Annotated in this window: 12 protein-coding genes; 3 read left to right on the top strand and 9 right to left on the bottom strand. The window is 63.0% G+C overall.

Translation table 11 applies throughout. The annotated features are described in order from the left end of the window. Positions 1 to 49: 49 nt before the first annotated feature. Positions 50 to 1,450 carry a PAAR domain-containing protein gene (locus ACIQYU_RS18455; protein WP_207833824.1) on the top strand — a complete coding sequence of 467 codons (1,401 nt, stop codon included), beginning with the start codon at positions 50 to 52 and terminating at the stop codon, positions 1,448 to 1,450. A gap of 393 nt (positions 1,451 to 1,843) precedes the next feature. On the opposite strand, the gene ACIQYU_RS18450 is transcribed toward ACIQYU_RS18455, so the two are convergent. From ACIQYU_RS18450 to ribBA, 7 genes are all read right to left on the bottom strand, one after another. Continuing rightward, positions 1,844 to 2,908, bottom strand: coding sequence for a TerC family protein (locus ACIQYU_RS18450; protein ID WP_207833822.1), 1,065 nt, complete (start codon positions 2,906 to 2,908; stop codon positions 1,844 to 1,846). A gap of 396 nt (positions 2,909 to 3,304) precedes the next feature. Further along, entirely contained in the window at positions 3,305 to 4,612 is a 1,308-nt protein-coding gene (locus tag ACIQYU_RS18445) for a substrate-binding domain-containing protein (RefSeq protein ID WP_207833819.1), read from the bottom strand. Between the two features lie 157 nt (positions 4,613 to 4,769). Next, positions 4,770 to 5,918 (bottom strand): ABC transporter ATP-binding protein, encoded by a 1,149-nt coding sequence (locus ACIQYU_RS18440; RefSeq protein WP_207833817.1) that lies wholly within the window; start codon positions 5,916 to 5,918, stop codon positions 4,770 to 4,772. A 19-nt stretch (positions 5,919 to 5,937) separates the two neighbouring features. Continuing rightward, positions 5,938 to 6,747 carry an ABC transporter permease gene (locus ACIQYU_RS18435; RefSeq protein ID WP_015270845.1) on the bottom strand — a complete coding sequence of 270 codons (810 nt, stop codon included), beginning with the start codon at positions 6,745 to 6,747 and terminating at the stop codon, positions 5,938 to 5,940. Between the two features lie 6 nt (positions 6,748 to 6,753). Beyond that, a complete protein-coding gene (locus ACIQYU_RS18430; protein ID WP_063915048.1) occupies positions 6,754 to 7,671 on the bottom strand; it encodes an ABC transporter permease in 918 nt (305 codons plus the stop codon). Further along, the gene (locus ACIQYU_RS18425) at positions 7,668 to 8,693 is read right to left on the bottom strand and encodes an ABC transporter substrate-binding protein (protein ID WP_233694284.1); all 1,026 of its coding nucleotides are present in this window, start codon (positions 8,691 to 8,693) and stop codon (positions 7,668 to 7,670) included. The genes ACIQYU_RS18430 and ACIQYU_RS18425 overlap by 4 nt, the downstream gene beginning before the upstream one ends. A gap of 328 nt (positions 8,694 to 9,021) precedes the next feature. After that, positions 9,022 to 10,143 (bottom strand): bifunctional 3,4-dihydroxy-2-butanone-4-phosphate synthase/GTP cyclohydrolase II, encoded by a 1,122-nt coding sequence (gene ribBA, locus ACIQYU_RS18420; protein ID WP_233687763.1) that lies wholly within the window; start codon positions 10,141 to 10,143, stop codon positions 9,022 to 9,024. A gap of 78 nt (positions 10,144 to 10,221) precedes the next feature. Here ribBA and ACIQYU_RS18415 point away from each other — a divergent pair, with 78 nt between their 5' ends. Beyond that, on the top strand, positions 10,222 to 10,515 hold the full coding sequence (locus ACIQYU_RS18415) for a DUF1330 domain-containing protein (RefSeq protein ID WP_402801361.1): 294 nt from the start codon (positions 10,222 to 10,224) through the stop codon (positions 10,513 to 10,515). Between the two features lie 114 nt (positions 10,516 to 10,629). Here ACIQYU_RS18415 and ACIQYU_RS18410 read toward each other — a convergent pair whose 3' ends face one another. Beyond that, on the bottom strand, positions 10,630 to 11,352 hold the full coding sequence (locus ACIQYU_RS18410; protein ID WP_233687761.1) for a pirin family protein: 723 nt from the start codon (positions 11,350 to 11,352) through the stop codon (positions 10,630 to 10,632). Between the two features lie 54 nt (positions 11,353 to 11,406). Beyond that, entirely contained in the window at positions 11,407 to 12,426 is a 1,020-nt protein-coding gene (locus ACIQYU_RS18405; protein ID WP_207833808.1) for an alpha/beta hydrolase, read from the bottom strand. A gap of 146 nt (positions 12,427 to 12,572) precedes the next feature. On the opposite strand from ACIQYU_RS18405, the gene ACIQYU_RS18400 reads away from it, so the two are divergent. After that, entirely contained in the window at positions 12,573 to 13,457 is an 885-nt protein-coding gene (locus ACIQYU_RS18400) for a LysR family transcriptional regulator (RefSeq protein WP_333957997.1), read from the top strand. Positions 13,458 to 13,798: the final 341 nt, after the last annotated feature.

Here is a 13,798-nt window from a genome sequence, read left to right as displayed (position 1 = left end):
CTTGCTGATGTTAGGTTTTCAACCTCAACCATGCACAGGGAGTTTGCATATGCGTGTCAGTCTGGAGGGAAAAGGTCAGGCAGTAGATAGCGATGTCACCACTACGGGGGCTGTCTGCATTGCCACGGACGCCAGCTATCTTGACGAGGGCCGAATGGTGCTGCGCGAAGGTGATCGCACCGCGCCATGCCCCCTCTGCGGGCAGGAGGGGATGGTCGCTGAAGGGGTGGACCACTTCATTTCCGATGGCCGCCGGGTGGCCATGGACGGTGCGCTGGTAGTCTGTGGCTGTCCACCGGGCAGCAATCGGGTGGTCGCACCGTTGGGTGAAGCATTTCCGCCCCTGCGTTCCCTTGGAGGGCGCGCGAATAGCCACTCTTCCGCGCCATCAGCCGCGATCTACCCCGGGCGTTTCTCCCAACCCATAGTAAGTGCGTTGCCCGGAACCCTGGAGCCCGGGTTCTATGTAGTGCCTCGGCGCATGTCATTCGCACAGGTGCTGCTGCAATTGGCCGAGCACGATGCCACGTTGCCAATCTCCCGGCTGCAACGGCTTAACCCGACGTTCGAGCAAGGCTTCAAGGCAGGGGAAATCTTCGTTATCGGTGACCCTGACAATGGTGATGCCTGCACCCGCGAGGAGGGGCAGTTGATGGCGGCGGCGCAGCACGCACGCCGCGCGCTGGCGGTGCTCGATTTCGCCGAAGCGGACTTCATGATGGAGCACCAGGCCGAAATCGCCGGCTTGCTCAGCAATGCCAGCCAGTCCATGGGCGTGGGCAAGGACATGCTGGAACAAGGTTTGAAGCAGGTCAGTAATACGCTGACCAGTATCGAGCAACTGCATCAGCGCGAGTTCATGCGCCATGGCCACTTGAACAGCCCGGGCTTTTTTGCCGAACGGCGACAGCTGCTGCAGCAACTGGATGGACAGTTGAAAGCGGCGTACCTCAACAAACAGCTGAACCTGGGCAGCTATGAGCGGCTGAAGAAGAGCTTGAACATTTCGACCAAGAGCCTTGTGCACCATTGGTCGAAAGCGGGCGGGCCGGGGCAGATTCCGGGGTATGCGACGCACCTGGACAAGGTGGCGCGGCTCAGCAAGTACCTGGAATATGGAGGGTATGCTGCAATTGGGTTGGGTGGGACTTCGTCTTATCTTAAAGTACAAGAGGTTTGTCGAACTGGTGAGACTGAAGCTTGTAAAAAGGTCAGGCTGACCGAGACAGGAGGTTTTGCTGTTGGGACCGCGGGAGCCATGCTTGGTTCCTCAGGAGCAACCCTTGTATCTGGAACAATATGTGCCGTTATTACTATGGGCTCTGCAGGTCTGGCCGCGCCAGTGTGCGGCATAGTGCTGGTGGGAGCCAGCGGTATGGCTGGAGGAGCGCTGGGCGGGATGCTTGGTGAGTCGGTAGGCGAAGTTATTTACGAGGCGACCAGTGATTGACATTACTGGCTGGCAACCACTTGCCAAATTGGTAATTCTACTCAGCCCTTTTGTTATCGGCATGCCAGGGCTAGTCCTTAGTGCTGTCTCGACGTTGACAAAAGATTATGGCATCGCTTGCTCGGCCATTACGAGCAATCCCTATTTCGAAAGCATTAAGCGTGCATGGGGTTCTGGATCATTTAAGTGGCGCTGGATGACCCTTTGTACGGTGAGTGGACTAGTTGCATTTCCGTGGCTAGTACTGCGTATGGGGCAACTGGATGTCGGTGAGTTAAATGCGTTTCCGCGGAAGCTTAAGCGTAGGTTGAAGATATCCGCGTGGCTAATCATGACTGGTTTCATCTGGATGGTGGTTGTATGGGCACTATTTAAATTCAAGTAGAGCGGGGATCAGACCCGCATCTGCGGGTCTTCCTCTTTCTGGCTGGCTGTACTATCGGCATTTGAAGGCTGTCTGGATTGAGCCTCCTTGCTTTCCGGCTTCTCCCTCCGAGTCTTGAGCAACGAAACCACCACCCCACCCAGCAACAACCCGAACGTCACCCCCAACGACAGCAACGCCGGCACCTTACCCACCATGCCGTGATAAAAGATTTTGCAGCCAATGAAGATCAACACCAGCGCCAACGCGTACTTGAGGTACACAAACCGGTGCATCAACGCCGCCAGCGCAAAATACAGCGAGCGCAAGCCGAGGATAGCGAAGATGTTCGAGGTGTAGACAATGAACGGGTCCTGGGTGATGGCGAAGATTGCCGGCACGCTGTCGACGGCGAACACCAGGTCGGCCAATTCGATCAGTACCAGTGCCATGAACAGCGGGGTGGCATAGCGCACTGCCTTGTGCTCCCCGGGCGGGGTCTGGTGCACGAAGAAGTGCGAGCCGTGGATCTGCTCGGTGACCCGCATGTGCCGGCGCACGAACTTCAGGATCGGGTTGTTGGCCAGGTCGGGACGGCTGTCTTCTTTCGACAGCGCCATCTTCACCCCGGTAAACAGCAGGAAGGCACCGAAGATATACAGCACCCAGGCGAAGTTCTGCACCAGCGCCGCGCCCACGCCGATCATGATCGCCCGCAGGAACACCACCCCGAGGATGCCCCAGAACAGCACGCGGTGCTGGTAGCGGCGGGGGATGGCGAAGTAGCCAAAGATCATCGCCATGACGAACACGTTGTCCATCGACAGCGACTGCTCGACCAGGAACCCGGTGTAGAACTCCAGCGCCGACTGCGCACCCAGCTGGTACCAGACCCCGGCGCCGAACAGCACGCCGACGCTGAAATAGCCCGAATACAGCAGCAGGCTTTCACGCATTTCGATTTCCCGGTCGTGGCGGTGCAGCACACCCAGGTCGAGTACCAGCAAACCGATGACGATGGCCATGAACACCAGCCACAACCAGGTGCTGGTACCGAGGAACGGGGTGGTGAGGAATACCTGTAGAGCTGTCATGAGCCCCTCCTTGAATGTCGACGTTGCATGGCAACAGTGATCCGACATGGCGGCCTGGCAGCCGTCAGAGGGGCCCGGTATCACATGGGCTTGAGCCTAGACCCGTTTGCCGGTGATGCCGAATGGGGAGCTGTTACATTTCTTTGCCAGGCTGGCACACAGTGTACGCACGCACCCTTTAGGAGCAGCACATAAGTCATTGAATTAGCAGGGACCCTGTGGGAGCGGCTTTAGCCGCGAACACCGGCGCAGCCGGTGCCATGCACCGCGTTGGATTCTTCGCGGCTAAAGCCGCTCCCACAGGGTACGCGGACCGCTTGCGAATTCAGCTCTCCAAGCGACAGCGCAGCCCAAAGGGCTGGGAAATCTCCTACAGGGATGTGCGCTGCTTTCAGATCAATACACCCACACTTCCACCCGACGATTACGCAGTCGCCCTTGCTCCAGCTCGTTTCCTGCCACCGGCAGTTCATCCCCCATACCCGTCACTTCAAGCACCTCCACGCCATCGCGCGCCAGCTCACGGCGCACGGCCTGGGCCCGCAGGCGGGAGAGCAGGGCGGCGCGACCGGGTGTCTCCTTGGGGTCGCCAAAGCCCACCAGCACCGCTTTACGCTGCAGCTTGCCGGCGTTGCGCAGGTACTCGGCCACCCGCTGTACATCACGCAGGGCCTTGTTGTCGAGGCTGGCGCTGCCTTCCTGGAAGCGGAAGTTGACGCTCAGCCGCTGCGCCTGCTGGGCCAGGGTGCGATAGCGCGGCGGCATGTTCGCCAGGGGCGCTACAGGTTGGGCCTTGATCTGCTGCGAAACGAAGCCCTGCCGGGCGACGATCGCCTGGCCGGCCGGGCTCTGGGCAAAGTCAGCCAGGGCCCTGGCCTGGGGCTTGGGGTTAGCCGGCAAATAGAAGTACAAGCGCCGTGACAATGGGTAGTCTTCGCTGGCCACCAGCGCGCGCTCCGGCAACATGGCAGGTGCGTCGCCCTCGGCCACCGCCAGCACCTTGGCCCCGTGTATTGCTGCCAGGCTGCTGAAGCCGATGGCCTGGCGGTCGGTGCTCACTCGCGCGGCCAGCTCGTCGCTGGACTCGAAGCGTTGGGCCTTGGGCGAAAGCTCGCCGTGCTGGGGTTCCAGCACCAGTGCCTTGAAGGTCTCAAAGGTACCGGAGCGGTCGTCACGGGCGTACAGGTGGATGGCCCCGCCACTGACGCCCAGTTGCTCCCAGCGCTGGATCTGCCCCGAGAAAACCTGCGCCAGTTGCCGGGTAGTGAGCTGCGGCAACGGGTTGTCAGGGTGAACGATGACTGCAACGCCATCCAGGCCGATGACTTGTTCGGCGGCAGCGGCGCGCAGGTCGCCCAAAGCCTGCAGTTGGCGTGCTTCGCTGTCGTTGATCGGCCGCGAGGCGGCGGCCAGGTCGGCGTCGCCATGGCCCAGGGCGAAGAAGCCGGTGCTGGAACCGTGGGCGGCGATATCGATGCGCAAAGGCTGGCCGTGCGCGTCACGTGCGGTGATAACGGTCTCGTTGGCCAACTCGCCCGGGTGTTGTTCGATGGCAGTAGCTTGCTGTGCGCGCAACTGCCCTTGCACCAGCGCCGGCAGCAAGGCCGCGCCAATGGTGTTGGAGCCTTGCACGCGCAGGGGCGCGGGCTCGGCCAGGGTCGCCAGCGGTAGCAGGGTGAGCAGCAAGACAAGCAGGCGGGGCATGCCGGGAGGCCTATGGCATAGGGTTGGCCGGCAGATTACGACAGTGGCGTGATGATAATGTGACGGTGTTGTTCACATCTTGAGTTGTGCAACGCCTGGTAGACCGAGCGCCGCCCGCGCGGCGCTCGGTCTACCAGGCGTTGCAGCACTCAAGATGTTAATGCGCCCCGGCGGACTTGCTCAGGTCACTCTCTGCCCACTCGGTATAAATGCACGCATCCGCCACCGCCCAGCGCACCTTCACGGTATCCCCCGGCTGCATCGGCATGCCCGCGGCCGACAGCGCCTTCACCGTCAGCTCGGTGCCGCCCGCGGTCACCACATGGCAGGTCTGGCTCTCGCCCAGGAACAATACTTCGCCAACCTTGGCGCTGACCTCGTTCCAGCCCGCCGGCAGCGGCTCGCGCGTGGCCTGTTCGGTGGTCAGGGCCAGGGCCTTTTCCGGGCGTACCATGATCAGGGCATCCTGCGAGGCGGCCAGGCCCGGGGTCAGGCGGATGGCCACCGGCTGGCCCTCGAAGCTGCCCGCGCCATTGCTGCTGGCCTTGATCCGCAGGAAGTTGGAGTTACCCAGGAACGAGGCGACGAAGGCATTCGGCGGGTTCTGATACAGGTCGTAACCGGTGCCCAGGCCGACGATCCTGCCGTGGCTGAAGATGGCGATGCGCTGGGACAGGCGCATGGCTTCTTCCTGGTCGTGGGTGACGTAGACGATGGTGATGCCCAGGCGCCGGTGCAACTGGCGCAGTTCGTCCTGCAGGTCTTCGCGCAGCTTCTTGTCCAGCGCGCCGAGCGGCTCGTCCATCAGCAGGATGCGCGGCTCGTACACCAGCGCCCGGGCAATCGCCACACGCTGCTGCTGGCCACCGGACATCTGCGACGGCTTGCGGTGGGCGAACTTCTCCAGCTGCACCAGCTTGAGCATGGCATCGACGCGCTTGCTGGTTTCGCTGGCGCCGAGCTTGCGGATGGCCAGCGGGAAGCCGATGTTGTCGCGCACGTTCAGGTGCGGGAACAGTGAATAGCGCTGGAACACCATGCCGATGTCGCGCTTGTGCGGTGGCACGTTGACCAGCGACTGGCCATCGACCAGGATCTCGCCGCTGCTCGGCGTTTCGAAGCCGGCCAGCATCGACAGGGTGGTGGACTTGCCCGAGCCGCTGGAGCCGAGAAAGGTCAGGAACTCGCCGTCCTGGATTTCCAGGTCGAGGTTGTCCACGGCGGTGAAGTCGCCGTAGTGCTTGTTGAGGCCGCGCAGGCTGACCAGGGTCTTGCCGTGCGCGTTGTCTTTGATCACTGCACTCATTGTTGTTTTCTCCGCGCGCTCAGGCGTTGGCTTCGGTGCGCCGGCGCAAGGCGGCGGCAATGAACATGACAAGCAGCGACAGGCCGATCAGCAAGGTCGAGGCCACGGCGATGACCGGGCTGAGGTCCTGGCGCAGGGTGGTCCACATCTTCACCGGCAGGGTCTGCAGGTCGGGGCTGGCCATCATCACGCTCAGCACCACTTCATCCCACGACACCAGAAAGGCGAACAGGCCGCCGGCGATCATCCCCGGGCGAATCGCCGGGAAGGTCACCTTGAAGATCGCCTGCAGGCGCGAGGCGCCACAGATCACCGCGGCATCCTCGATCGACTGGTCGAACAGCTTCAGCGAGTTGATGATCGAGATGATGGTGAAGGGCAGGGCGACGATCACGTGGCTGACCACGAAGGCGAACAGCGTGCCGGTGTAGCCAAGCTTGAGGAACAGCGCGTACACCGCCACGGCAATGATCACCAGCGGCACAATCATCGGCATGGTGAACAGCCCGTACAGCAGCTCGCGGCCGGGGAAGCGGCCACGCACCAGGGCGAATGCGGTGGGCAGGCCGAGCAGCACGGCGGCGATGGTGGTCAGCACGGCCACCTTCAGGCTGGCCAGCGCGGCGTCCATCCACTCCGGGTTGGAGAAGAACTGGCCGTACCACTTGAAGGTCCAGCCCGGTGGCGGGAACACCAGCCACTGCGATGAGCCGAACGACAGCAACACGATGAACACCACTGGCAGCAGCAGGAAGGCCGCGATGACCCCGGTGGTCAGGTACAGGCCTGTACGCAGCGGGCGGCCCATGGCATTGGGAGACAGGAGCATGGTGGTTTACCTCGCGTTGCCAACCGGGGATTCCGGCTGCAGCTTCAGGTACAGGTAGAAAAGCACCAGGGTGATCACCACCAGCAGTGCGGCGGCGGCGCTGGCCAGGCCCCAGTTGAGGAACGACTGCACCTGCTGGATGATGAATTCGGGCAGCATCATGTTTTGCGCACCGCCCAGCAGGGCCGGGGTGACGTAGTAACCGAGCGACATCACGAACACCATCAGCGCCCCGGAGAACAGCCCCGAGCGGCACAGCGGCAGGAACACCTTGCAGAAATTGGTCCACGGGCTGGCGCCGCAGATAGAGCCGGCCTGCAGCACCATCGGGTCGATGGCATGCATGGTCGCCTGCAGCGGCAGCACGATGAACGGGATCATGATGTAGCTCATGCCGATCACCACGCCGGTCAGGTTGTGCACCATTTCCAGCGGAGCATCGATGATACCCATGGCCATCAACGCCTTGTTGATCACCCCCGAGCTCTGTAGCAGCACCAGCCACGAGTAGGTGCGCGCCAGCAGGCTGGTCCACATCGACAGCAGCACGATGTTCAACAGCCAGCGGCCCCAGCCCTTGGGCACCAGGGTTATTGCCCAGGCCAGCGGGAAGCCCAGCAGCACGCTGATCAGGGTGACCACGCCGGCCACCGAGAAGGTGTTGAACAGTACCCGCGCATAAGCCGAGTTGGCGAACAGCTGCTCGTAGTTGCCCAGGCCCGGCGTTGGCTCCAGCACCCCGCGCAGCAACAGGCCGGCCAGCGGGGCGAAGAAGAACAGGCCAAGGAACAGCAGGGCCGGCAGCAGGTTGCGGCTGCCTTTCCAGCGCTGGCTCAGGCTGACGCGGCGGGGGGCCGTTCCCGGGGCGCCGGTGCCCGTGGGGGCACCTTGCGCGTTATGCAGGGCGTTGATGGCGACTTTCATTTGACCAACCACTCATTCCAGCGGGCTGCAATGGCCTGGCCGTTCTTGGCCCAGTAGGCGAAGTCGAGGGTGACCTGGTCCTGGGCGTAGGCGGTCGGCAGATTCTGTGCGAGGTCTTTGTCGAGCTTGGCCACGCTGTCGACGTTCACCGGCGCGTAGGCGGTCTTGTTGGCGAATTCGGCCTGGCCTTCGGCGCTGCTGGCGTTGGCCAGGAACTTCATGGCGGCGTCCTTGTTCTTGGCGCCTTTGGGGATGACCAGGAAATCGGCCATTACCAGGTTCTGCTTCCAGCTCACGCCCACCGGTGCACCGTCCTGCTGCAAGGCATAGACGCGGCCGTTCCAGAACTGGCCGAGCGAGGCTTCACCGGAGGCCAGCAGTTGCTGCGACTGGGCGCCACCGCCCCACCAGACAATGTCTTTCTTGATGGTGTCGAGCTTCTTGAAGGCGCGGTCCAGGTCCAGCGGGTACAGCTTGTCGGGGGTTACGCCGTCGGCCAGCAGGGCCAGTTCCAGTACGCCGGGGCTGGGCCATTTGTACAGGGCACGCTTGCCGGGGTAGGCCTTGGTATCGAACAGTGCGGTCCAGTCCACCGGTTTGTTGGCACCGAGCTTGCCTTCGTTGTAGCCGAGCACGAAGGAGAAGAAGAACGAGCCGACGCCATGGTCGGAGACGAAGCGTGGGTCGATCTTGTCGCGCTTGATCTGGTTGAAATCGAGGGGTTCGAGCAGGCCTTCGCTGGCGGCACGCAGGGCGAAGTCGGCTTCGACGTCGACCACGTCCCACTGCACGTTGCCGCTCTCGACCATGGCCTTGAGCTTGCCGTAGTCGGTGGGGCCGTCCTGGACGACTTTGATGTCGGTGGCTTTGGTGAAGGGTGCGGCCCACGCTTCTTTCTGGGCGTCCTGGGTGGTACCGCCCCAGCTGACGAAGTTCAGGCTGTCGGCGGCCTGGGCGGCCTGACATGCCAGGGTCAGCAGGCTGGCGGACAGCACTGCGGTTACACGTTTGCTCAACAGCATGGTTACGCCCTCGTTGCTTTTGTTATTCGAGGCGGGGCTTGTGGTGCGCCCGCCAACAGTGTTCGGGGAGCAGCTAAAACAAAGTGTCTTGTGGCCGTTTGTGGTTGTAGGTGCCGGCCTGCAGATTTAAGGTCTACGGGATATCATATTATGGTATTCCAAACTTTTGGCAAGAGGTATGAGGCGACCGGCCATCACTCCGTCCTTTCAGAAACAGCGCGGACCCTGTGGGAGCGGGTTCACCCGCGAATGCGTTGGTGGCTTCACCATCGTATTCGCGGGTGAACCCGCTCCCACAGAGCCCTGCCAGGTCAGTTGCTTATGTGCTTTAGCCGACCATGTCTGGCTCGAACGGTATGCTCTGCACCACCTCCAGCTCATACCCGGCCAGCCCCGCATATTTCAGCGGTGGGCCCAGATGGCGCAGCTTGCCCACGCCCAGGTCCTGCAGAATCTGCGCCCCGGTGCCCACCTCCGAATACACTTTCGACTGCCCACGCTGGTAAGGCCGCACCGGCTGGGTCAGCTGCGGCACGCGTTCCAGCAGTGCCTGCGAGGACTCATGGTTGGCGAGGATCACCACCACGCCAGCGCCTTCCTCGGCCACCTTCTGCAGCGCCGCCCATAGCGTCCAGTTGGCCGGCCCGGCGTATTCGGCACCGACCAGATCACGCAGTGGGTCGATCACGTGCACCCGCACCAGGGTCGGCTGCTGGCGGCGGATATCGCCCATGACCATGGCCATGTGCACGCCACCTTCGATGCGGTCTTCGTAGGTGACCAGGCGGAAGGTGCCATGCACGGTCGGCAGTTCGCGTTCGCCGATGCGCTTGATGGTCTGCTCGGTGCTCAGGCGGTAGTGGATGAGGTCAGCAATGGTGCCGATCTTGATGCCATGCCGGGCAGCGAACACTTCCAGGTCCGGGCGGCGGGCCATGGTACCGTCGTCGTTGAGCACTTCGACGATCACCGAGGCCGGGGTGAAGCCCGCCAGGCGCGCCAGGTCGCAGCCGGCTTCGGTGTGGCCGGCACGGGTCAGCACACCGCCTTCGCGGGCGCGCAGGGGGAAGATGTGCCCGGGTTGCACCAGGTCTTCGGGGCGGGCGTTGGGGGCCATGGCTGCCGCCACGGTGCGCGCCCGGTCGGCGGCGGAAATACCCGTGGTAACGCCCGTGGCCGCCTCGATCGACACGGTGAAGGCAGTGCTGAACACGCTGCCGTTGGCTGGCACCATCTGCTCCAGGCCCAGGCGTTGGCAGTGTTCGTCGGTCAGGGTCAGGCAGATCAGCCCGCGCGCTTCACGGGCCATGAAGTTGATGGCCTGGGCATCGCAACGCTCGGCGGCGATCAGCAGGTCGCCTTCGTTTTCCCGGTCCTCGTCATCCACCAGCAGGACCATCTTGCCTTGCCGGTAGTCCTCGAGAAGTTCTTCGATGGTGTTGAAAGCCATGTTGCACGCTCACTGTGGTGGGGTGATTATTATGGTATACCATCATACACAAATATCGCCGTAACAGGAGAGCAGCGCATGAAGGCCTATTGGATCGCCCATGTGGACGTGACCGACCCCGAGCAATACCAGCAGTACACCCAGCGCGCCCCGGCTGCCTTCAAGGCATTCGGCGGCCGCTTCCTGGCCCGTGGCGGGCGTAGCGAGGCGATGGAAGGGCGGCCCACCCCTCAGCGTAGCGTGGTGATCGAGTTCGAATCTTACGAGCAGGCGGTGGCGTGTTACCGGTCCGAGTTGTACCAGCAGGCATGCAGCCATCGTCAGGGGGTGGCGAAGGCTGAGGTGATCATCGTCGAAGGGTTCGAGCCTTGAGTTGAACTTGCGGCCTCTTCGCGGGTAAACCCGCTCCCACAGGTACGCCACAGATTTCGAAGACTGTGGCGTACCTGTGGGAGCGGGTTTACCCGCGAAAGGGCCGGACCTGCCTTATGGCATGCCAGGCAATTCATGCGGCCGCAGGTCGAACACCAGCACCTCGGCATCCACCCCGTTGCCCAGTTCCAGCACCTGTTCCTGCCTCACCCGCACCCCATCCCCTTCATTCAGCACTTGCCCATTGAGCTCGATGCTGCCCCGGGCCACATGCACATAGGCATGGCGGTTTTCCGGCAAGGTCAGGGTGGCGCGTTCGTCACCGTCGAACAGACCGGCATACACCCGCGCATTCTGCCGCACCTGCAACGACCCTTCGGCGCCATCCGGCGAGATGATCAGGCGCAGCTTGCCGCGCTTTTCCTCGGCACTGAAATGCTGTTGCTGGTAACGCGGTGTTGCCCCTTGCACGTTCGGCACGATCCAGATCTGCAGGAAGTGCACCGGCTGTACCTGGCTGTGGTTGAACTCGCTGTGGGCCACGCCGTGGCCAGCGCTCATCAGCTGCACATCGCCCGGGCGGATCACCGAGCCGGTGCCCAGCGTGTCCTTGTGCTCCAGCGCGCCTTCCAGCACGTAGGAGAAAATCTCCATGTCGCGGTGCGGGTGTTCGCCAAAGCCCTTGCCTGGGATGACGCGGTCGTCGTTGATCACCAGCAGGTCGGAGAAACCTTGCTCGTCCGGGTTGCGGTAATGGCCGAAGGAGAAGGTGTGGAAGGACTTCAGCCAACCATGGAAGGCCAGGCCGCGGTCTTGGGCGTTGCGTACGGTCAGCATGACAGGTCTCCTGAACGGGCAGGGCACCAGGCCCTGCCGCATGGGTGGATGAGGTTATTGCAGGTGCACTTTCAATTCACCGGCAGCCTGTCGCATCGCCGCCTTCACAGCCGGCACCTGGTTCAACGGGTTGAGCAGCCCATAGTCATGAATCATCCCGTTGTAGCGCACCGAGGTCACCGTCACACCTGCCGCATTCAACTTGCGGGCATACGCTTCACCTTCATCGCGCAGCACGTCGAACTCGGCCGTCTGCACCAGTGCTGGCGGCAGGCCCTTGAGCTGTTCGCTGCTGGCGCGCAGCGGCGAGGCGTAAATCTGTTCCCGTGCCTTGGCATCGGTGGTGTAGTTGTCCCAGAACCATTTCATCATGCCGGTGGTGAGGAAGTGTCCCTCGGCAAACTGCTTGTACGACGCGGTCTCGAAGCTGGCATCGGTCACCGGCCACAGCAGCAGCTGGAAGCGCAGGGCCGGGGTGCCGGCCTCTTTGGCTTTCAAGGCAACTACTGCCGCCATGTTGCCGCCGACGCTGTTGCCGGCCACAGCCAGGCGCTTGCCGTCCACGCCGATTTCCTTGCCATGCTCGGCCACCCATTGGGTGGCGGCGTAGGCCTGGTTGATCGCCGTCGGGTAATGCGCTTCCGGCGACGGGGTGTAGTCCACATAGACCGCCACCGCACCAGAGCCAACCACCAGATCGCGGATCAGCCGCTGGTGGGTCGGGAAGTCACCGAGTACCCAGCCGCCACCGTGGAAGAACATGAACACCGGCAGGTCACCCTTCACATTGGCCGGGCGTACCACTTGCAGCTTGATCGACTCGCCGTTGGCCTGGATGGTGCGTTCCTTCACTTCGATACCGGAGAGGTCGACCTTGACCGAAGCCTGGGCGCCGGTCAGCACGGCGCGGGCGTCTTTCGGGCTGAGCTGTTCCAGCGGCTTGCCGCCGCCTTGCTCCAGGGCTTCGAGGAAGGCCTGGGTGTGCTGTTCGACGCCCGGGCTGCCAGCGGCGAAGGCGCTGGAAACGGACAGGGCCAGCAGGGAGGCGGTAAGGGTTTTGTGGACAATGTTCATGAGCGAATCCTTTTCTGTGCAAGTGTTGGTAGTGGGCGTCTTGCCTGGCCTTCAGGGCCATCGCTGCGACTTGTGCGTAGATTAGGGAGATGCATCGATGGGAAAAAGCCGCTATAAAGCGTTTGACTGTCACTGTGAGCAAGACAATGAACCCTTACGAAGACATGCGCATCTTTGCCCAGGTGATGGAGGCCGGCAGTTTCACCGCCGCTGCCGACCGCCTGGGCATGTCCAAGCAATCGGTCAGCCGGCGCCTGATGCAGCTTGAGGAGCGCCTGGGCGTGCGCCTGCTCAATCGCTCCACCCGGCGCCTGGACGCCACGCCGCTGGGCCAGCACTACTACCAGTCGGCGCTGCGCCTGCTCGGCGAAGTGCAGCAGGTGGAGCACGACATCAGTGGCCAGGCACAGGCCTTGCGCGGCACCTTGCGCCTGAGCGCGCCGCTGTCGTTCGCCATGGCGCACCTGGGCTGCCTGCTGACCGAGTTTCTGCAGTTGCACCCGCAGGTGGATGTGGAAGTGGATTTGAGCGACCGCGCCGTGGACCTGATTGGCGAGGGTTATGACCTGGCGCTGCGGATTGGTGCGCTGGAGGATTCCAGCCTGATTGCCCGGCGTATTGCCAGTGTCGAGCGGGTGTATTGCGCGAGCCCGGCATACCTGGAAGCGCGGGGCGTGCCGGCCAGGCCGGAGCAGTTGGCTGGGCATGACTGCCTGCCCTATGGGCATTCGCGGCAGGTGCAGTGGCAGTTCAGGCACGGCGGCAAGGCCCAGGCGATCCAGGTGGCCGGGCGGATGCGGGCGAACAATGGCGAGCTGCTAAGGGATGCGGCGATTGCCGGGATGGGGGTGACTTATCTGCCAACCTTCATCGTGGGCCAGGCACTGGCAGATGGGCGGCTGGTGACGGTGCTGGATGAGTGGCGACCGCCGGCGCTGCAGCTGTCGGCGGTGTACCCGCAGCACCGACAGGTGGCGCGGCCGGTGCAGGGGTTTGTGAACTTCCTGCGTGAGCGGTTGGTGCAGCTCTGACCTTCAGTACCGTGTGGGCTTCTTCGCGGGTGAACCCGCTCCCACAGGTACTCCACAGCCCCCAAGCCTTGTGATGACCCTGTGGCAGCGGGCATGCCCGCGAACACCGGCGCAGCCGGTGCCAGCCACCGCGTTGACTTCTTCGCGGGTGAACCCGCTCCCACAGGTACTCCACAGCCCCCAAACCTTGTGATGAGCCTGTGGGAGCGGGCGTGCCCGCGAACACCGGCGCAGCCGGTGCCAGCCACCGCGTTGGCTTCTTCGCGAGCCTGCCCGCTCCCACAGGTATGCCACAGCACCCAAGCCTTGTGATGACCCTGTAGGAGCGGGTTTACCCGCGA

The organism is Pseudomonas sp. NPDC096925, assembly GCF_044762545.1.
In the GTDB taxonomy this organism is placed as follows: domain Bacteria; phylum Pseudomonadota; class Gammaproteobacteria; order Pseudomonadales; family Pseudomonadaceae; genus Aquipseudomonas.
This window is presented reverse-complemented; position numbering and strand designations above follow the sequence as displayed.